This is a genomic window from Paenibacillus sp. FSL M7-1046 (assembly GCF_038007405.1).
GTDB lineage: Bacteria > Bacillota > Bacilli > Paenibacillales > Paenibacillaceae > Paenibacillus_AQ.
The window spans coordinates 5,688,233-5,707,872 of record NZ_JBBOXB010000001.1 but is presented as its reverse complement, the minus strand read 5'-3'; the positions used below and the strand labels follow the sequence as shown (position 1 = coordinate 5,707,872).

The following is a 19,640-nucleotide window of genomic DNA, read 5'->3' as shown; positions in this document are numbered from 1 at the left end:
TCACTCTTTCCTTGTTTCGTGGTGTAATGATTACAGATGCAGGCGTTCTTGTGATGTCAGACGGCGGCCCTTTACATCATGTTTGATCCGGCCGTCTTCAAGCACCCACAGCCGTGTAGCATAACGTTCCGCCAGTTCTAGGGGCAACACCGTCACTACCGTCAGCCCTGTCTCTTTGCAGAGCTTGCGCAGGGTTTCCAGCACTCCCTCCGCTGTACGCGGATCAAGACCGGTAACCGGTTCATCCGCCAGAATCACCTTGGCTCCGTGAACCAGTGCCCGGGCAATCGCCACCCGCTGACGTTCTCCGCCGCTTAGCTGGTTTGTCTTCATCTTGGCCTTATCCAGCAGACCCAATAAATCCAGCTCGTCCATCGCGCCCATGTAGTCGTCTGAACGGACCATTCCTGTCACCATCCGCCAGAGCGGTGTTTGCGAGGACTGGCCTATCAGCACATTCTTAAGCGCAGTCCGGTTCGGATTGAGCTCTGCATTTTGTTCCAGATAAGCCCACTCCCGGCGGATCTTCCGTTTGCCGGTAAATACATTTCCGAGAATATTGACTCCATCCACCCTGAAGTTCCCTCTGTCCCATTTCTCTTTCAGCGCAAGGCAGCGCAGCAGCGTTGACTTACCGCTCCCGCTGGCTCCCAGCAGTACAACAAGCTCACCTGGTTCTAATTGAAAGCCAATGTCCTGCAGAACAGGCATCTTTTCTTCCCCGACTGCTTTGGCTAAATGTTCAACTGTGATCATAGTTCAGCCTCTCCCTGTCTTTGACTCTACTCTATAGTGTACTCTGAAAGCGTGATCGATTTCCATGCGAGCATCCGTTCTTATCTTACCTCAATTCAGCTGGCGTGGCGAGAATAATAACCCTGCCAAACCGAACAATATATAAAAAGCGCCCAGCAGGACAAAAACACCGCCTCCCCAGCCAAATTGTAGCAGCAGTCCGCCGATGCCCGGTCCCACAATGCTGCCTATACTAAAATGAAAGGAGGAAACCACATTTGCCGCAGGCAGCAAATTACGCGGAAGAATATCTGCAGCGTAACTTAGACCCAGCGAGAAGAAAGAACCTACCAGACCGCCTGCCACCATCAGCACAACCAGCGTCAGCAGGAAATGATTACCGGACAGCGGCAGCAAGGTAAAGGCCAGACCGCCACTCACACCGGAAAAGATCAGAATCTTCTTTCGGCCGTAGCGGTCGCTCCATATCCCCAGCGGCAGTTGAAGCAGCAGACCGCCAATACCGGCGAATGGCAGCAGCGCAGCAATCTGATCCGTGCTGTAGCCAATGCGCAGTCCGTACACAGGGAAATTACTGTTCAGACTAGCTTCCATATAGCCGTAAAGAAGTGCAGGTATCAGGGCATACCAAGCGAGGCTGTAGCTTCGCCCGAAACGCCGCGCTTGTCCCTCCCCATGCTCGACTTTATCCGGAAGGGAATCCGGCAGCTTGATGAGTACCAGCAGCAGCACCAGCACAAAAAGCGCAGCAATAATCAAAAACGGTGCAGCCTGGCCATATCGCAGCAGGCTGATGCCTATCGGGCCGAGACTAAATCCGAGTCCGTAGGACATCCCATACAGCGAGAGATTGCGCCCCCGGTGCTCCGCAGGTGTCATTAACAGCACCCATAGCTGCGCAGCATAGTTAATGGCTGAGTCTCCTATGCCTACAAACAGGCGCAAGACAAACCAGACTTTAATGCCCGGCAGCAGCGGGAACAAGAGCAGCGCTACCAGCACAAGGCTAAGCCCGGCAGCGATCAGCTTCTTGAAGCCGATGGCGCCAAGAACCCGCTCGGCTACCAGCGTCATCGCAAAAGAGCCTACATATAAAGCAGCGGCATTAAGGCCGTTGAGCGAGGAAGAGACCCCTTTTTGCTCCAGCAGAATGGAGAGCACCGGAAGCAGCAGCCCTTGGCTGAGCCCGGCAGCGATAATAACGGTAATCAGAATCATATAATTCCATTTGTTGTTCAGTTTGCTTGTTGCGGTGAGCCTGTCTGACACGGATGAATCCTCCTAAAAGTTTTGTGAGCATTTACTTCCTGAGTCGCTTCGAACAAAACTGGCTTCGAAAGCATACGCTTAGTTTTGTGAGCATTTACTTCCTGAGTCGCTTCGAACAAAACTGGCTTCGAAAGCTCAGGGCTATGTAATACAATAGTTAAGCAAACGGACGTGAAACGGCAAACACCGAACATTATAGTGGACAACCCTCTTCAAAACAAGAGATAATATATAGAAGTGACGGATTTCCCTGGGGGTGTATGCTTCATGAGCTATGAACTGAAAATTGATGTCTCGCCTGTATATGAACTGCTGGACAGTTTCATGATATATGTTACCGGTAAATGGATCTCCAATCTGGATATAGGTCCCGACTGGGTCCGTGATCTCGACGGCCGCATACCGCCGCAGCAGGTATCCGCTCTGAAGCAGGCTGCCGAATGGCCTTTTACTGACTATGATGTGCTGTATGCCTGGGCTTACAACCGCGGGCCAGGCTCCAAAGTGCTGCAGTTCCTGGACGAACTGGAGTCTTCCTCACTGGAGGAGCGCTTCGAGCGCTTGTCTCCCCTGTTTCCCGATTTTACGATTGAAGAATGTAAACGGATCAAGGACAGCTATGCTCCGCTTCTTCGCCTTTGGTATGATCAGTACTTCCGCCATGTGGAGCAGAAGATTCTGCCGCTGCTGATTGAGGATGCCTCGGAGAAGAAGCTGCTGGAGAGCAAAATGGACCCTGGAGCGCTGATTGAATACGCCTCAGGCGGAGTGGTAGTCGGTGACATCCCGGATTTGCAGACTATTGTGCTGCTGCCTACGGTGCACAACCGGCCGATTAATACGTATTGCTTCTATAATACCTTAATGATCATTCAGTACCCTGTAGATGTGCCTTCTGAAGACGAAGACGAGCCGCCTACCGTACTGCTGCGCCTGACCAAGGCGCTGTCGGACCCGACGCGTCTAAGACTGCTGCGCTATGTGGCTAATGAGCCCAAGACCATATGGGACATGCAGTCCGATTTGAGCCAGTCCAGTGAAATGCTTATGCATCATTTGCTTATCCTACGGGTCGCTGGTCTCCTGCGCGTCCATCTGGGCAGTGAGGGAGAAGGCAATGAACGTTTCAGCATCCGCGCGGACGGCGCATCGGATCTTCAGATGTTCCTGGAATCTTATATTCGTTTATAATAACAGTACCAAACAGAGACAGAGACAAGCGAATGCTTACGAAGCGAGTTTTGTACGAAGCCCTGCCCATAAGTATCAGCTAACAAAACTTTTAGGAGTGAGCGTTATGAAGTATTCAACACAGCAAGTAATTTTCGATTTGGACGACACCCTGGTGCACTGCAACAAATATTTTGACCTCATTCTGGGGCAGTATTTCGAACTCATGTCCGACTGGTTCAGCGGCATTGGTCCTACTACGAGTGAAGTCCGCACCAAACAGGCCGAGATTGATGTAGAGACGGTAAGCACCAGCGGACTGGCCAGTGAAAACTTCCCCAAGTCCCTCATCGCAACCTACCACTATTTTTGCGCCAAATTCAACCGGTCAACCGATCCCTATCAGGAGCAGCAGCTGATGAAGCTTGGACTCAGTGTCTACGATCAGGAAATCGAAGCTTATCCGGGCATGGTCGAGACGCTTGATTCATTGAAACAGGACGGTCATGATTTATATCTGTACACCGGCGGCGACGATACGATTCAACAGCGCAAGATTGAACAGATGAAGCTGGATGTATATTTCAACGACCGGATCTTTATCCGCCAGCACAAAAATGTAGAATCACTGGAAAATATTCTGAGCACTTACCCGTTCGAGCGCCAGCGCACCTGGATGATCGGCAACTCTCTGCGTACCGATGTACTCCCTGCCGTGACCGCAGGCATCAACAGCATTTACCTGAAGCAGCAGAACGAATGGCTCTATAACCTGATCGAGCTTCAACGTGAAATGCAGCAATCTGTAGTAACCATTTCTTCCATTCACGAAGTAACCCCGGTTATCCGGACAGCGTCTTTGCGGCAAAATCACGGGTGACGAAAAGACAAGTCCTTGTTACAAATGACATAGGCAACCTCCTGGCAGTGTGATTATACTGTTTGAGAAGATTTTCATCTCATTGCAGGAGGTAGGAATGAACAAGAAGACGAACCCTAAGAACGCTCCAGACAGCAGACGCTTACTCCCCATGCTGCTGGCTGTAGTTGTGGTTATCCTCCTTGGTGTGCTTGTCTATATCACGACGAGCAACAAAGACGATGAGGCCATAGTATTCGACAATCTGCCCAACTATACGGATGTAAAAGGCACCATCGTGGTGGACGGGCTGAAGTATGAGAAGCAGCCGCATCTCGGAAGCAAAGATGCCAAGGTCAAGGTCATTGAATTCGCCGATTTCAAATGCCCTGCCTGCAAGAAATGGACGGCAACTTATCTGGATACGTTCATTAAAGATTATGTAGACAGTGGCAAGGTACAATTTTATTTCATGAACTTTGCATTTATTGACCGGGATTCTTATCTTGGCGCAAGTGCCGGCGAAGCCATCTATAAGCAGAGTAACGAGAAATTCTGGGAGTATCTTCACAAGCTATATGAGAATCAGGGTGACGAAAGCAAGATCTGGATTACCCAAAAGTTCATCCTAGACTTCGTGAAGAACAATATTGATGGCCTGGACTACGCTCAATTTGAGCAGGATGTCCAGAATCACACCTACATGTATGATGTGAAGGAAGACTTTAAGATTGCCGGCTCTTATGGAGTGAATGGCACACCTAAATTCATGGTGAACGGCGTTCTCCTGCCGAACTCTTCATATGAAACACTGGCCGCTGCAATCGAAGCCGAACTGCTCAAATAAGAAAGTAATGCATTTAAAAAGAGGATGTGCTCCGGCCGGAAATCATTAGGCCAGGGTGCATCCTCTTTGATTGCTCGTAAGATTTAAACTTTGCCTTTATTCTACAGTCAGTTGACCTGTACTTACATCTGAGAGTACCAGCTTGCCCTCCTGCGGTGAGCCGTCCTCGCAGGCAAGCTTCAGCTTGCCTGTTTTGCCTTTCTCAATCAGCGCCTTGACCTGGGCATCACTAAGGGTGCGGCCGTGATTTTCCTTCCAGATGACAAATTTACAGCCTTCCTTGTAATGGGAACAGCCATACCCTTTGCGCCCCATAAAAATCGTTCCACCGCAGCCGGGCCGCGGACACTTCCCGATGATTTTTGGTCCGTCATCCCCTTTGGCTGCAGCCGCTTTTCCGGCAGCTTCCGCCCCTGACTCTCCAGCCGCTTTGCGGGGCTTCGCCTCAGCGGGTTTACCTGCCATCTTGCGTGCCGCACCTGCTCCGCTTCGTCCTTTGGCTCCGCCTTTCAAGGATGGCGTCTCCCCTTCAAAGGAGGTTTTGGCTGCCCGGGACTGTACCCGGACTTTGTCCACAATCATCGAGGCGAAGCGTTTGACGTTCTCCATAAACTGCCCGTCCGCCGCCGTGCCTCTGGCGATTTCATTCAACCGCCGCTCCCACTGGCCGGTCATTTCCGGTGACGTCAGCAGTTCGACGCCTGCACCACGAATCAGCTCAATGGCAGTCCTGCCCTTTTGCGTAATGGCGATTTTTTTGCCCTGCATTTCCACATAACCCACGTTCTTAAGCCGTTCAATCGTCGCCGCGCGGGTAGCTGGTGTGCCAAGGCCGGAGTCCTTCATCGCGTCGCGCAGCTCCTCATCCTCAATCTGCTTGCCCGCACTTTCCATTGCTTTCAGCAGCGTGCCCTCCGTGTAGTGCTTAGGCGGCTGGGTGTCCTTCTCTTTGACGATCGCATCACTGCAGAGCACCACATCGGCAGGAAGCACTGAGAACGGTTCATTCACTTCAATTTCTTCTTCCTCTTCATCTTCCTTGCCTTTGCCCTTGGACGGCTTGGCCTTGTCCTTCTTCTGATCGCCGTAAATCACTTTCCAGCCCAGGGACAGCAGCTCCTTGACCGTAGTTTTGAAATTTTCGTTCTCCACCTCGGTAAGTACAGTATGAACCTTATATTCAGCAGCCGGATAAAATTGCGAGAGGAAGCGGCGCACAATCAAGTCGTACAGCTTGGCCTCATCCGTGCTAAGTCCCGATGCTTTACGGTTTGTCGGCAGAATGGCATGGTGATCTTCAACCTTCGAGGGATTGCAGATAAACTTATTGCCTTTATGGACCAGATTCCGGTTGGCGCCTTTGACCCATTCGTCGTACGATGTTCCTTGCAGGGCGGAAAGCGTCTTGTGCATCTCCGGGATGTTCTGCTCGGTCACATAGTTGGAGTTGGTCCGGGGATAGGAGATCACCTTATGCTTTTCATATAATGCCTGAGCAATATCGAGCGTTTTTTTGGCGGAAAAAGCATGCTTACCGTTCGCCTCGCGCTGCAGCAGCGTCAAATCATATAACTTATTCGGATACTCTTTCGTCTCTTTGACCTCATAAGAAGCTATCCTGCCCGGCTTGCTCTTGACCTTGGCGGCCAACGCTTCAGCTTTGGCTCCATCCGTCAGGCGTTCTCCTTGCCACATCCCTTTGTAGGTCATCTCGTTCTGAGCGAAATGTCCCTCCACTTCAAAAAACTTAAGCGATGAAAAAGCTTCTATCGTCTTCTGGCGGTCATAGATCAGCGCAAGTACTGGGGTCTGCACCCGCCCGACGGACAGCAGCACATTATGTTTGGTCGTAAACGCACGCGAGCCGTTCATGCCAATCAGCCAATCCGCTTCACTGCGTGCTCTGGCGGCTTTGGTCAGGTTTTCGTACTCTGAACCGTCCCGCAGCTCCTGGAACCCTTTACGGATCGTCTCCGGAGTCAAATCGGAAATCCACAGCCGTTTCACCGGCTGATTCAGCTTCAGATGCCGCTGTATCAGCGAAAAGATATGCTGTCCCTCCCGCCCGGCGTCGCAGGAATTGACCAATAGGTCGCTGCGTTTGGCCAGTTCACCAATAACTTTCAGCTGGTCAATGGTACGCGCATTGGGTACCAGCTTGAACTGCTCGGGGATGATCGGCAAATCATTGATATTCCATTTTTTATATTTGTCGTCATAGGCTTCAGGCTCGGCCAACCCGATAAGATGTCCAATCGCCCATGTGATGATGTACTGCTCCCCTTCCAGATAGGAACGGTAATTTTTGGCCTTTGGTTCTATTGCGGCGGCGATATTCCGCCCCATATCCGGTTTCTCCGCAATAATAAGTGTCTTCAAAAAGTATCGCTCCTTAACCTTCATTGTTCCAAATTACGTCCAGTAGTCTATTATACCATTATGATGTGAATAAAAAATACCCGCCAGTTCAAATTGAACTGACGGGGTTTGGTCTTATTTTTGCAGGTCTTTTAATACTGTCCCAAGGTCGGCGGTATACTTGGTCAACCTTAAGCTTATCTCTGTACGCATAACATCACGAGTTAGTCCAAAGCGTTCCTGGTACCCCCGGCAAAAGATTTTATAATATACCAAAAATTCCTCCTGTTCATCCGCCAGCATCCTGATATTCCGCTGCTTCAGCTCTTTTTGCAACTGATAGGTATCCTGAATAATTCTACGCTGTATGGCTTGACCGGCCATTAAATAGGCGCGTTTAAGGATGTTGCCTGAATGTTCGATCTCCTTCAGGCTCTTGCTAACCATAGTATCTATGTAAGGAAGCAATATGAGGTCACGAACCATTGTCCGTTCATCAACGGTTATCATTTTTCTTACCTCATTATCTTGCTTCTGCTCATACTGCTCCACGTGTTCGGTCATTAACATTTTGGTTTTCCATCTCTCATTCCCGTTTAATTTACTCATTTATAATGTCCTCCAATCTGTTCGGCCCGTTCCAGGGCAACTCCAGATTCGAGCAACGAGGAAGCACGTATGAGCGCTCGGCTACCGTACCGGGTTTTGATTTGATCAATTGCCCGTTCTCTGTTGTATGTGCGGATACGGTCATCAAATAACGTAAGTTGCATGACACTGTCATCGGTCAAATGCGATATAGATATCGCTAAACGGCTTAAAGGCATACCGGTCCAATTATCAACGAATAAGCGATATGCTGCTGCTGCCACCTCATGAGTTAAAGACGATGGCTCCGGCAGTGTCATTTGTCGGCTGTATGAATTTGATTTATCACCATCGGTTTCTGATACCGCTATAGACACCGTTGCTCCCATATACCGGTATCTCCGCGCTCGTTGGCAAACCTCAATTACCAATTCAAGCAAGACAACCTCGATTTCAGGTAGCCGGGTATACAAATTCCAGCGTAGAGCCTTACCGTGTCCTACTGATTTGATTTGATGGCGTATCCCGGTAACTACTGGACTGGGATCTATGCCACGGGCAGTCTGCCAGTAATACTCCGCCTGAATATCGCTTTGCTTGCCCATAGTCGTACGCATTCTCCGCTTAAACTCGCCTAACTCCATACGGGCAATATCTCCAATTGTAGTAATACCCATGCGGTAAAAATTTTTGCTCATTCGGCCAGCCACCATAAACATTTCATGCACTGGCAACGGCCAGAGCTCTTTATCTAAATTGTCGTAATCAAGCCTGAAAATTCCGCCGTCCTTCTTCTTGGCAAAGTTGTTTGCCATCTTAGCCAGTATTTTTGTCGGTCCGATCCCCACTCTGGTCCAAACACCAGTTGATAACATGACATGCTGCTGAATGGAGTGAATTACCTCCTGCAAATCTCCTCCAAAAAAGCTCAATGAGCCTGTCACATCCAAAAATTGCTCGTCGATACTGAAGGCTTCAACAAGGTCGGTATAACAGTGATAGATTTCTGAAATCAGCAGAGAGACCTTTATATACGTACTCATCCGTGGCCGGATGACCACGAGATCCCGGCATTTAGTCATTGCTTCACCCACGCGTGACGCGGTGGTTACGCCATAGGCTTTGGCGATGGGGCATGCTGCCAATATAATGCCATTCATCCTGGTTGGATCTCCGACTGCGACAGGCTTATCTTTGTATTCAGGGTGGGCAGCCTTTTCGACGCTTGCGTAAAACGCTTGGCAATCTGAAAGTAAAATGATTCGGTCCTTAGGCATATCGCTGCACCCGTGTCGGATGCCACGCGAGGATATTAGAGAGCTCCAGGTATATGATTTCGATGGTTTGGCCGATGCTCATTTTCATGATTGATCGCCTCCGATAAAATAAGAACATTTGTTTGTATTATAACCAAACATACGTTCCTTATACAATAAGTAAGATATTCTTCGAATGGGATAAAAAAGAAATTAATTAAATATATACGATAAGGTGGGGCTGGTATTTGGTTAGGACCAAAACGTTTGAATTGTCATTGAATGATAACGTTGATATTATCCAAGGCAGAGTAGTATCCTTATCTGCGCTTAGTGTTTGATGTTGTGTAAGCGCTGAAAATTTATATTAGGCTAGTTAAGGAATAAAATATATCCTCTCTTTTCCGCAAGTAAAATCAAGCAATCCAATTTCCATTACTCTATGATGACTATAGAGTGGTTGAAACGAGGTGAACAGCCGAATGTACAAGTGGCACAAGCAAATCCAAATAATCGTTGATGAAATCGACGAGTGTATTAAAAATCGTAACGGTGAAGCAATAACGCTACAATTTCTTTCTCGCAAGTTGGGTTATTCCGAATTTCATACTACGAGAAAATTCAAGGAAATATCGGGCATGCAATTTAGGGATTATCTGCGGCACAGAAAATTAGCCTTTGCACTAAAAGAGGTTCGGGATAGTGAAAAAAGCATTTTGGATATTGCTTTTGATTATGGTTTTTCATCACATGAAGCTTTTACCAGGGCTTTCAAGGGAACATATGGTGTAACTCCAAGTGAATACCGAAAAAAGCCTATGCCTGTCGCCCTTCGTACAAAAATAAACCCTTTCGACCGCTACTTTTTCGGATTTGGAGAGATTGGTATGATCAAATCTACAGATGATGTTAACATTTATTTTGTAACCATTCCCGCACACAAATTTTTGCACATTAAAAACTATGAGAGTAATGGGTATTGGGATTTTTGGCAAAAGCAAAGTCTTATTCCGGGACAGGATTGCGAAACAATTTGCGGCTTACTCGATAGTATCAAGGGCAAATTGGATGACGATGGCGGGAGTGAATCTAACGGCGGCAGCGGTCAGATTATGGCTTACATTAATGACCCGGACGGCAGACTCTGCGATTGGGGTATTCCGCGTACAGAGTGTTTTGGTGTACGTCTTCCTTTTGATTATAAAGGTGAAGTACCACCTCAAATGCTTATGATTGATGTTCCCGAAGCCGAGTATATTGTTTTTGATCATGGGCCATTCAATTATGAGCAGGAAAATCGTAGTGTAGAGGAAAAGATGGAAAGGGCAATGGCAACTTTTGATTTTGCAGGCACTGGTTACTGCTTTGATACTTCCCTTGGGAGAATCATTTACGTTTATCACGATCCGGAGCGGTTTTTGAAGTATATCAGGCCAGTGTGGAAGTCATAATCAATAAACAGCACCTGCCCAAATGCGGTAGGTGCTGTTGTTTATGATAACGTCCTGACACCGCTCCTTCACAGATAATGTGCTGATGTAGAAAATAAGCAAACTGTAGTGTTGTCTCCGCAACCATATAGCGCATGATTAGTTGGATTATGAAATATTCTCTCAGATAACGAGTTCTACTATCAAAAAGCAAGATACAAATCGAGTTCCTCGTCTATTGATGATAGTGTTCGTATTGTTTTTACAGGAACAAAGATAAGAATCATAAGTTGTACTGAGCCCAGATATTCCAATAGAATAAATATCATCTCATAATCATCAAATTCTAGTTTGTCGGATCAGCAGCAACCTATGCCTGCAACAAGTGCTTTTCGGATTACAATTTCCTGAACCCCTATAGTGCCCCTCAGCTTTGCCTGCGTTTCTGGGACAATCAAAAAATCCTCTGAAAGCTCCAGCCGGCTATCGACTAAAACGCTTAGAGGATTTATCTTTGTTACGGATCCCAACTGCACTCCTACAGGCCCCGCCGCGCCTACTGCGCCCATGGCCCACACTTAATGGCTTCCAGCATATTTACACAGCCTCAATTCTAAGTCATAAGATGCACACCATCAGATTTTTTTATTAATACCCATTTTCTTGATGTATAAATTCACAGAGCACCCAACTCACAGGCGGAATTCCCTCAGGGCTTCCATGTACTTTCCTCGTTTTTGCTCAAAATCAAACAGGAAGAAAGATATAAGCACTATCTAGAGACACATAACAATTTTATAGAAACCCTATTTATACTTACAAATCCTAATGGGGCTCCTTCTGTCCTGAAAAACTCGTCAGACGTATGTCAAAGTTATTGAAGCTAACGAATGTAAAAAAGCATGCAACACCTCATATTCCCCGCCATACTCATATCCCAATGTTTATCGAGGCAAGTCTGGAATCTGGATCTCCAATTGATTTAAAAACTATCATCAGTCAAGTAGGTTTCGTTTTTTTAATAATTTCATATATATCCGCTAGTTTAGTCCAAGCAACACGACGGTTTTTTCATATATTAATTTTAAGGAGGTGAATATCCTATGACCATTCAATTTGTAGATTTACGTTTATCGAACCAGGCAGCTTCCGATGCAACTCCAGTTGTGATTCCATTAGCGGCTACCCCTTTGGTATTCGGAGATATCGGGATTCAGACCGCAGGGGTACTGCCTGAGAATCAGAGCAACGTCCGCGTGCTGCTGGCTGGATATGTAAAGACGGAAAACAATCCCTTGTTCAATACGAATACCCTTAGAGTTCGCAGAAATGGAACCATTATTTTTACGACAACATTTGGGGTGGCGATCAGCAGGGAAAATGAAGCTTTTGGTTTCTCTGCTGTAGATGTCCCCCCTGCTGCCATTGTGGCAACCGGGCAAATTCAGTATACGGTTGAAATCTTCACCAATGCAGCTGTCACAGATCCATTTAATAACGTCCAGGCGAGAAACTTCAGCGGAATTGCCGCTGCAGGCAATTTCTCCGGCTAAACAATCATCCCCTGCCAATCTTAAGATTGGCAGGGGATTCAAATACATAATCAAAAACGCCGCAAGCTGCTATTAAACTTTCACTTCATTTCAAAGTCCCGGCAATCCGCATAACCGCTTCTGTAATATCCAGTACTTCCTTAGTGCTGGCTTTGCGGTCCATATATTCAACCTTCTGCGCTGCAGCATCCTTGCCTACAATAATCGCAACCGGAATACCGATCAGTCCGGAATCCTTGAATTTCACCCCGGCACGCTCATCCCTGTCATCATAAAGCGTGTCAATCCCTAGAGAGGTAAGCTGTGCATACAGTCGTTCAGCCACCGCTGTCTGCTCTTTGTCCTTGGTTGACATCAGCAGAATATGAACATTGTAAGGCGCGAGAGCTTGGGGCCAGATAAGACCCTGTTCATCATGATTTTGCTCGGCTACAGCAGCCAGCAACCGCGAGATGCCAATCCCGTAGCAGCCCATAATCATTGGAGCACTTTTGCCTGAATCGTTCAAATACGTGGCTCCCAGCTTCTCACTGTACTTGGTACCCAGCTTGAAAACATGGCCGATTTCAATTCCCTGATGAAAGTGCAGTACCCCTTGTCCGCAATTCGGACAAGACTCACCCTCCAAGACATTTCGGAGATCACCCACATGCTTGAGGCTGAAATCCCGTCCAGGTACGACACCGCGGAGATGGTAATCTTTCTCTCCGGCACCCGCTATACTCGACTCCATGGCCGCGACTGCCGAATCAACCAGCACGGTCAGCGAAAGACCGATTGGACCGACATAACCGCTCTCTACTCCAGCCGCATGCTGCACAGCTTGATAATCCGCCAGGGAGATGTTGCTAGCCCCGATCATTTTGGTCACCTTATGTTCGTTGACCTCATGATCACCGCGAACCAGTACGGCATAAAATTGACCGTTGGCTTCATATATCAGCGTCTTGATGATTTCCTCAGGCTGGATGTGCAATTCCTGTTCGAGTTGTTCAATCGTCCGGATGTCCGGTGTATGGAACTTCTCGGCAGCAGGTTGGTCCCCTCTTATCGTGCGTACTTCTTGCTCTCCCTCAGGAGACCGAACTTCAGCCAATTCCAGATTTGCAGCATAATCGCAGACGGAGCAGACACCAATGGTATCTTCTCCGATTTCGGAAAGCGCCATAAACTCGTGGCTCCCGCCTTCGCCGCCTATGGCCCCGGAATCGGCATGCACTGCCCGGTACAGCAGACCGCAGCGTTCAAAAATCCTTTGATAGGCGTTATACATTCGCACATAAGATTCGTCCAGCCCATCCCAACTGGTATCGAAGGAATAGGCATCCTTCATCAGGAACTCCCTGCCCCGCAGCAGCCCGGAACGCGGCCGGCGTTCATCACGAAACTTGGTCTGAATCTGGAACACAGTCAGCGGCAGCCTCCGGTAGGAATTGATCTCCCCCCGTACCAGTGAAGTTATTACTTCCTCATGGGTTGGCCCCAGTACAAACTCACGGTCATGACGGTCTTGAAGCTTGATCAGCTCCTTGCCGTAGACCTCATATCGCTCCGACTCTTTCCACAGCTCAGCAGGCTGCATCGCGGGCATCAGGATCTCCTGTGCACCCGCGGCACCCATTTCCTCGTGGACAATCTGTTCAATCTTGCGCAGCACACGGCGGCCAAGAGGCAAATAGGTATAGATTCCGGCCGCCAGCTGACGGATGTATCCTGCACGCAGCAGCAGCTGGTGGTTTGCAGTCTCGGCTTCAGCCGGAGCTTCGCGAAGGGTTGTAGCAAGTAGTTGACTTTGACGCATAAGGTTCAGCCCTCTCTGGTTTGGTTAGCACAATTTCTCAAGTTTTCTTAAGAAAACGCAAAAAGACACATCCGTCAGGGACGAATGCGTCGTGATACCACCCTATTTCAACCGCCAAGCTGTGCCTGACAGTCCTCAATTCCGGATAACGGCCGGGGCCGGCAGCACCTTAATGTCTTTCCAAAGTGCAGCAGCTTTCAAGGCAGGGTACACTTCTCTCGCTTCATGAAGGACCTTTCAGCCGGTGAGTCCTCTCTCTGATCCAAGCGATTCCAGAAACGTAGATCCTTGATCAACGCTATTACGCTATTAATATGGTATTCAATTTAAAGGATAATGCAAAATTCGTCAAGCCCGCTGAGAGATCCACCAGTTTCCACTCTCTCCAATTTCAGTGCAATCAATCCTTTACAATGTAAAATTATATCAGGATGTATGTTAATTCTTTCATATTCAAATATAGACATATGAAATTATTGTGTCAATAAACCGAATATATCATTATAACATTTCACAAGGAGCAGCTGCTTACAAGCAAATCTGCTTCTATGCAACCAAGGGGGAGTCATAACAATGTACACAAATATTAGAAAAATCATCCGCAAACTCACATCCCGTTCACTTCAGAGGAAGATGATGTTGATCTTTACGATTATGCTGGTTATCCCAGTCCTCCTCGTGAGTTATTTCTCCTACTCCAGTGCAAGCAAACAATTGGAGCTGAAGATGCAGGAATCGACACATGCCAGTGTCGATTTGCTGAAAAGTACAATTAACGAAACCGTAAATGCAGCTATGAAAAATGTTCAGCAGCTCAGCCAGCAGCTCACTTCCGCCGACATTGATGCTCAAACACCGGAAGCCCGTGAACTCATTGAATTGTTCATGAAAGAACATCCAGAGCTGGAGCTCCTTACGGTGGGTAATGAAAAAGGCTCCTGGATGAAGGCACCGGATCCCGGCAAGCAACAGGATTACGATCCGCGTACCAGAGACTGGTACAAGGCAGCCATGCAAAACGCCGGCAAAGTCACCATCGTGGATCCCTTCGTTTCCGCCACTACAGGCAACTACAACCTGTTCATCTCTGAAACGCTAAAAGACGGCAAAGGAGCAGTCACCACCAGTCTTAGCCTTAAAGCGATGAGCGAACGAATCAACCAGGTTAAGCTGGGAGAACACGGCTACTACTATGTCGTTGACCGCAATCATAAATTTGTGTCCCATCCTGCCAAAACAGCAGGAGAAGAGATCGACGACTATGTGGTAAAGCTACTTACAAATGAGGGTGGAGCGTTATCCTATACCAATCCGGATTCCGGTCTTGAAATGCGGGGATATTACACCACTGATCCAATTACCGGCTTCACGATTGTCGGTGTCTTAACCACACAAGAATTCTCAGATGCCTCCCTGCCTATACTCTATACCGGCTTAATGGTTCTCGGAGCAGCCCTGATTGTTGCATTGGTATTGATGTACTTTATTGTCCGGGCAATCTCCCGTCCAATCGCCAACCTCAACAACTCGGCACGCCGTGTAAGCGAGGGCTATCTGAATGAACGAATTGTGATTGACCGTACAGATGAGATTGGCCAATTAGCTGAGAACTACAATCTCATGGTCGATTCCTTGCGGAATATCGTGATTGACATCTCGGATACGTCCGGTCTCTTGGCTGCTTCGAGCCAGCAGCTGACAGCGACTACCGTGGAGAACTCCAAAGCAACAGCCTATGTAGCCGGGCTGGCAGAGGAGTCTTCGAATGGTGCCGAAACTCAAACCACTGCGATGATTGAAACGTCGCGGGCGATGGAAGAAATGTCCTCCGGCATTCAAAAAATAGCTGAAGCCGCCTCATCCATCGTTGATTCCTCGACCGATACAGGAGCAGATGTGCTAGTCGGGAGCCGCAAGATCGAGCAGGTCAGCAAGCAGATGAACGCCATCCGGGAATCTACGCAACTGTCGGCTGAGCTGATTGGACAATTAAATGGCCTAAACAGCGAGGTCTCGGAAATGAGCAGCGCCATTTCCACTATCGCCGTACAGACTAATCTGCTCTCATTGAATGCAGGAATCGAAGCCGCACGCGCCGGGGAACATGGCAAAGGATTTGCAGTAGTTGCCGCCGAGGTGCGCAAGCTGGCTGATCAGTCTAAAATGACCGCCGGCAATATCCAAGACACTATTGTTCAGATGACTGAACTGATCGATCAGACCTATGAAACCATCCAGAATAGAGTGTCGGCAGATGTCGAGCTTGGTATGCAAGTAACGGAAGAAGCCAAAGAAGCCTTCGTAAGCATTGAACATTCCACAGCCAAGATCAATGGACAGATTCATGACATCTCTGCGATCACTGAACAAATGTCAGCAGGTGCAGAAGAAGTCGCAGCATCTGTCCAGGAGATCTCGAACATCTCGCGTTCCGCTTCCGATGCCTTCCAGAATGTAACAGCTGCTACCCAGCAGCAGCTTGCCTCGATGGAAGAGATCACCTCTTCATCGGGTGAGCTGTCCAAAATGGCCGGAGATTTGCAGCAAAAAGTTGAACACTTCAAGCTTGAAGATTAGGCAGCCGCCTAATCTTCACCTCACAGCTAAATCAGCTCCAATTTAAAGAAGCCGTCTTCCACAGCTTATACTGTGAAAGACGGCTTTTAAGGTTTCATGTTCAGATATTCATTGTAGATTAGACGAGAACTGTCGATCCCATCAGATATTTATCGACTTCACGTGCAGCTTCGCGTCCTTCATTGATCGCCCAGACCACAAGACTTTGCCCACGGCGCATATCACCGGCGGCAAATACTTTATCCACGTTCGTGTTGAACTTGCCGTAACGAGCCTTCACATTGCTGCGGCGGTCTGTCTCAAGGTTCAACTCCTCGATCATCTCCTGCTCCGGTCCGTCGAACCCGATCGCAATCAGGGCAAGCTGAGCCGGATATACAGCCTCCGTACCTGGGACCGGCTGATAAATCTTACGTCCGGTCTCATCCACCATCCGGCGGATTTGCACGGTATGAAGTTCCTTGAGGTTGCCTTCTTCATCACCTACGAATTTCGTAGTCATGATGGAGAATTCACGCGGGTCATCACCGAAGATTGCCTTGGCTTCCTGCTGTGCATAGTCAAGCGTATACACATTCGGAAACTGCGGCCAAGGATTGGCAATCGGATCACGCTCAAGCGGAGCTTTGTCATGCGTACCAAATTGGGTAATGCTGTTGCAGCCATGGCGGAGCGAAGTTGCCACACAGTCAGAACCGGTGTCACCGCCGCCAAGCACAATAACATCCTTACCTGCAGCAGAGACAAAGTTGCCATCCTGCAGATTGGAGTTCAAGTAGCTCTTAATCGTACCGTTCAAATAATCCATCGCATACATGACGCCCTTAAGCTCAGCTCCCGGGACGTTGAAACGGCGCGCCTTGGTCGCACCGCCGCAGAGGACAACCGCATCAAATTCATCAACCAGCTGCTGTGTCGGAATATCTTTGCCGATCTCTGTATTCACTACGAAGTTCACGCCTTCGGCAGCCAGCAAGTCAACACGGCGCTGCACGACACGTTTGTCCAGCTTCATGGTCGGAATTCCATATGTCAACAGGCCGCCTACGCGGTCACTGCGTTCAAATACAGTTACAGTATGTCCTGCTTTGTTAAGCTGGGCCGCTGCAGCCAGACCAGCGGGTCCGGAGCCGACGATGGCTACTGTCTTGCCGGTACGCTTCTCGGGCGGACAAGGCACAACCCAGCCTTCCTCAAAGCCCTTATCGATGATGGCAAGCTCTATCGTCTTGATCGTAACCGGCTGGCCGATCAGACCGACGGTACAGGAGCCTTCGCAAGGTGCCGGACAGATGCTGCCCGTAAATTCAGGGAAATTGTTCGTCTTATGCAAACGTTCGAGTGCTTCCTTCCACAGTCCCCGGTACACCAGATTATTCCATTCAGGAATGAGATTGTGGACAGGGCATCCTGAAGTTCCGCCGGCCATATCAATACCTGTATGACAATAAGGGGTTCCGCAATCCATACAACGGGCGCCTTGTGTCCGAAGCTCGTCCTCGGTTAAATGATGGTGGAATTCTTCCCAGTCTTTCACGCGCTGTTCAGGATCCCGGTCTCCTGGGAGCTGGCGCTTATACTCCATAAATCCAGTAGGTGTAGACATATTTACGTTTCCCCCATCCGTTCTCTTCGTGTTGATGTATAGTACATTGTAACATATTGCGGCAGACTCATGTCGTTTCAGCGCAATGAAGTACCTGCACATTCTATACTACTTTTAAGTTTAGCATTTCTAATTTTAATTATAGTAGCATTCTATACTTTCGCACTGTAATGGATTAATCTGCTGATTATTTGTACTATTTCACATGTTGTGTCAGAGAAAACGCTTTTTCTTCAAACCGTACGTTCATAAACATAGAATCGGTAATCATACGGATTTTTCTCGTCGCGAATTCCTGGGGTGTTGGAAATCTCTGTCCACTCACTCCACTCTACCTCAGGAAATTTCGTATCGCCTTCAAACTCATGTTCAATCCGGGTCACAATCAGCTTATCGGCATACGGCAGGAACATCCGGTAGATCTCCGCACCGCCAATAATCATCAGTTCATCACCCTTGCCGCCTTCAGCCAGCGCTTCCTCCACTGTGTGCACGACCTTTGCCCCCTCCGGAGCATAGCTGCGGTCCCGGGTAATAATAATACTCGTTCTGTCCTTGAGGGGCTTGCCCCCGAGCGACTCCCACGTCTTACGGCCCATTAGCATTCGTTTACCAAAAGTTTCGGATTTGAAAAAGGCAAAATCACGCGGCAAATGCCAGGGCATATCATTGTCCTTGCCGATTACACCGTTAGCACCCATTGCCCATATCATGCTTATACTCATATTTTAGCCCCCTTTTCAAGGAATCATCAGAAATGTTTCCAACAAAGACTATATAGCCACTGGTGCTTTAATTCCCGGATGATGAACATAATCAGTAAACTCAAAATCTTCAAAGGTATAATCAAAAATACTGTCCGGCTTTGTGAGCATCTTCAGTGTAGGCAGCGCATAAGGCTCTCTGGACAACTGCTTGGCGACCTGCTCCAGATGGTTTGTATAAATGTGCACATCGCCTCCGGACCAGATGAAATCACCAACCTCAAGGCCGGTCTGCTGGGCAACCATATGTGTGAGCAGGGCGTAGCTGGCAATGTTAAAAGGCAATCCCAGGAAAGTGTCCACTGAACGCATCGTCAGCATGCAGGACAACTTGCCGTCCGCAACATAGAATTGGAACACAAAATGGCAAGGCGGCAGCTTCATCTGCTCAATCTCGCCCACATTCCAGGCACTGACGATATGACGGCGGGAATCGGGATTATGTTTGATCGACTCGATCACATTCGAAATCTGATCAATAATCCGGCCGTCGGCGCTCTCCCAGGCCCGCCATTGGGAACCGTATACGGGTCCCAGCTCCCCGTTCTCATCTGCCCATTCGTCCCAGATCGAAACACCGTGCTCCTTCAGATAGGAAGTATTCGTCTCTCCTCTAAGAAACCACAGCAGTTCATAAACTACCGATTTCAAGTGAATGCGCTTTGTTGTCACCAGCGGAAAACCCTCTTGCAGATCAAAGCGGAGCTGGCGCCCAAATACGGATATCGTACCGGTACCTGTCCGGTCGCTTTTTTCCGTGCCATGATCCAATATATCCTGAAGTAAATCCAAATATTTACGCAACA

At 48.4% G+C, this 19,640-nt stretch carries 16 protein-coding genes; 6 read left to right on the top strand and 10 right to left on the bottom strand.

Annotated features, from left to right (window positions below; genetic code table 11):
- Nucleotides 1-30: 30 nt before the first annotated feature.
- The gene (locus tag NYE29_RS25430) at nt 31-756 is read right to left on the bottom strand and encodes a phosphonate ABC transporter ATP-binding protein (RefSeq protein ID WP_076109556.1); all 726 of its coding nucleotides are present in this window, start codon (nt 754-756) and stop codon (nt 31-33) included.
- Nucleotides 757-846: 90 nt separating this feature from the next.
- Nucleotides 847-2,025 (bottom strand): MFS transporter, encoded by a 1,179-nt coding sequence (locus NYE29_RS25425; RefSeq protein ID WP_076109555.1) that lies wholly within the window; start codon nt 2,023-2,025, stop codon nt 847-849.
- A gap of 267 nt (nt 2,026-2,292) precedes the next feature.
- Here NYE29_RS25425 and NYE29_RS25420 point away from each other — a divergent pair, with 267 nt between their 5' ends.
- From NYE29_RS25420 to NYE29_RS25410, 3 genes are all read left to right on the top strand, one after another.
- A complete protein-coding gene (locus tag NYE29_RS25420) occupies nt 2,293-3,216 on the top strand; it encodes an ArsR/SmtB family transcription factor (protein WP_076109554.1) in 924 nt (307 codons plus the stop codon).
- Between the two features lie 106 nt (nt 3,217-3,322).
- The gene (locus tag NYE29_RS25415; RefSeq protein WP_038592873.1) at nt 3,323-4,075 is read left to right on the top strand and encodes an HAD family hydrolase; all 753 of its coding nucleotides are present in this window, start codon (nt 3,323-3,325) and stop codon (nt 4,073-4,075) included.
- A 97-nt stretch (nt 4,076-4,172) separates the two neighbouring features.
- Nucleotides 4,173-4,901 (top strand): DsbA family protein, encoded by a 729-nt coding sequence (locus NYE29_RS25410; RefSeq protein ID WP_076109553.1) that lies wholly within the window; start codon nt 4,173-4,175, stop codon nt 4,899-4,901.
- Nucleotides 4,902-4,997: 96 nt separating this feature from the next.
- Here NYE29_RS25410 and NYE29_RS25405 read toward each other — a convergent pair whose 3' ends face one another.
- The 3 genes from NYE29_RS25405 to NYE29_RS25395 form a co-directional block, all read right to left on the bottom strand.
- On the bottom strand, nt 4,998-7,280 hold the full coding sequence (locus tag NYE29_RS25405) for a type IA DNA topoisomerase (RefSeq protein WP_340897957.1): 2,283 nt from the start codon (nt 7,278-7,280) through the stop codon (nt 4,998-5,000).
- Between the two features lie 114 nt (nt 7,281-7,394).
- A complete protein-coding gene (locus NYE29_RS25400; protein ID WP_076109551.1) occupies nt 7,395-7,868 on the bottom strand; it encodes a hypothetical protein in 474 nt (157 codons plus the stop codon).
- Nucleotides 7,865-9,124 (bottom strand): DNA polymerase IV, encoded by a 1,260-nt coding sequence (locus NYE29_RS25395; RefSeq protein ID WP_076109550.1) that lies wholly within the window; start codon nt 9,122-9,124, stop codon nt 7,865-7,867. The genes NYE29_RS25400 and NYE29_RS25395 overlap by 4 nt, the downstream gene beginning before the upstream one ends.
- Before the next feature lie 461 nt (nt 9,125-9,585).
- Between NYE29_RS25395 and NYE29_RS25390 the strand changes: the two genes are divergently transcribed.
- On the top strand, nt 9,586-10,554 hold the full coding sequence (locus tag NYE29_RS25390) for a helix-turn-helix transcriptional regulator (protein ID WP_340897955.1): 969 nt from the start codon (nt 9,586-9,588) through the stop codon (nt 10,552-10,554).
- Nucleotides 10,555-10,892: 338 nt separating this feature from the next.
- Here the strand turns inward: NYE29_RS25390 and NYE29_RS34640 are convergent, their stop codons facing one another.
- Nucleotides 10,893-11,102, bottom strand: a complete 210-nt coding sequence (locus NYE29_RS34640; RefSeq protein ID WP_368665124.1) for a DUF2577 family protein — start codon at nt 11,100-11,102, stop codon at nt 10,893-10,895.
- A 534-nt stretch (nt 11,103-11,636) separates the two neighbouring features.
- Here NYE29_RS34640 and NYE29_RS25385 point away from each other — a divergent pair.
- Nucleotides 11,637-12,086 carry a hypothetical protein gene (locus NYE29_RS25385; protein ID WP_076109547.1) on the top strand — a complete coding sequence of 150 codons (450 nt, stop codon included), beginning with the start codon at nt 11,637-11,639 and terminating at the stop codon, nt 12,084-12,086.
- An 85-nt stretch (nt 12,087-12,171) separates the two neighbouring features.
- On the opposite strand, the gene NYE29_RS25380 is transcribed toward NYE29_RS25385, so the two are convergent.
- On the bottom strand, nt 12,172-13,887 hold the full coding sequence (locus NYE29_RS25380; RefSeq protein ID WP_340897954.1) for a proline--tRNA ligase: 1,716 nt from the start codon (nt 13,885-13,887) through the stop codon (nt 12,172-12,174).
- Nucleotides 13,888-14,460: 573 nt separating this feature from the next.
- Between NYE29_RS25380 and NYE29_RS25375 the strand changes: the two genes are divergently transcribed.
- On the top strand, nt 14,461-16,464 hold the full coding sequence (locus tag NYE29_RS25375; RefSeq protein WP_340897953.1) for a methyl-accepting chemotaxis protein: 2,004 nt from the start codon (nt 14,461-14,463) through the stop codon (nt 16,462-16,464).
- 118 nt (nt 16,465-16,582) lie between these two features.
- Here NYE29_RS25375 and NYE29_RS25370 read toward each other — a convergent pair whose 3' ends face one another.
- From NYE29_RS25370 to NYE29_RS25360, 3 genes are all read right to left on the bottom strand, one after another.
- On the bottom strand, nt 16,583-18,070 hold the full coding sequence (locus tag NYE29_RS25370; RefSeq protein ID WP_038592902.1) for a glutamate synthase subunit beta: 1,488 nt from the start codon (nt 18,068-18,070) through the stop codon (nt 16,583-16,585).
- A gap of 233 nt (nt 18,071-18,303) precedes the next feature.
- Nucleotides 18,304-18,795 carry a dihydrofolate reductase gene (locus tag NYE29_RS25365; RefSeq protein ID WP_038592908.1) on the bottom strand — a complete coding sequence of 164 codons (492 nt, stop codon included), beginning with the start codon at nt 18,793-18,795 and terminating at the stop codon, nt 18,304-18,306.
- 48 nt (nt 18,796-18,843) lie between these two features.
- Nucleotides 18,844-19,638 carry a thymidylate synthase gene (locus tag NYE29_RS25360; protein WP_340897952.1) on the bottom strand — a complete coding sequence of 265 codons (795 nt, stop codon included), beginning with the start codon at nt 19,636-19,638 and terminating at the stop codon, nt 18,844-18,846.
- Between the last annotated feature and the right edge of the window lie 2 nt (nt 19,639-19,640).

Excerpts from the sequence above, each read along its gene's own strand:
- NYE29_RS25430 (WP_076109556.1), bottom strand. The coding sequence starts at position 756 with ATGATCACAGTTGAACATTTAGCCAAAGCAGTCGGGGAAGAAAAGATG.
- NYE29_RS25420 (WP_076109554.1), top strand. The coding sequence starts at position 2,293 with ATGAGCTATGAACTGAAAATTGATGTCTCGCCTGTATATGAACTGCTG.
- NYE29_RS25415 (WP_038592873.1), top strand. The coding sequence starts at position 3,323 with ATGAAGTATTCAACACAGCAAGTAATTTTCGATTTGGACGACACCCTG.
- NYE29_RS25410 (WP_076109553.1), top strand. The coding sequence starts at position 4,173 with ATGAACAAGAAGACGAACCCTAAGAACGCTCCAGACAGCAGACGCTTA.
- NYE29_RS25400 (WP_076109551.1), bottom strand. The coding sequence starts at position 7,868 with ATGAGTAAATTAAACGGGAATGAGAGATGGAAAACCAAAATGTTAATG.
- NYE29_RS25395 (WP_076109550.1), bottom strand. The coding sequence starts at position 9,124 with ATGCCTAAGGACCGAATCATTTTACTTTCAGATTGCCAAGCGTTTTAC.
- NYE29_RS25390 (WP_340897955.1), top strand. The coding sequence starts at position 9,586 with ATGTACAAGTGGCACAAGCAAATCCAAATAATCGTTGATGAAATCGAC.
- NYE29_RS34640 (WP_368665124.1), bottom strand. The coding sequence starts at position 11,102 with ATGGGCGCAGTAGGCGCGGCGGGGCCTGTAGGAGTGCAGTTGGGATCC.
- NYE29_RS25385 (WP_076109547.1), top strand. The coding sequence starts at position 11,637 with ATGACCATTCAATTTGTAGATTTACGTTTATCGAACCAGGCAGCTTCC.
- NYE29_RS25380 (WP_340897954.1), bottom strand. The coding sequence starts at position 13,887 with ATGCGTCAAAGTCAACTACTTGCTACAACCCTTCGCGAAGCTCCGGCT.
- NYE29_RS25375 (WP_340897953.1), top strand. The coding sequence starts at position 14,461 with ATGTACACAAATATTAGAAAAATCATCCGCAAACTCACATCCCGTTCA.
- NYE29_RS25370 (WP_038592902.1), bottom strand. The coding sequence starts at position 18,070 with ATGTCTACACCTACTGGATTTATGGAGTATAAGCGCCAGCTCCCAGGA.
- NYE29_RS25365 (WP_038592908.1), bottom strand. The coding sequence starts at position 18,795 with ATGAGTATAAGCATGATATGGGCAATGGGTGCTAACGGTGTAATCGGC.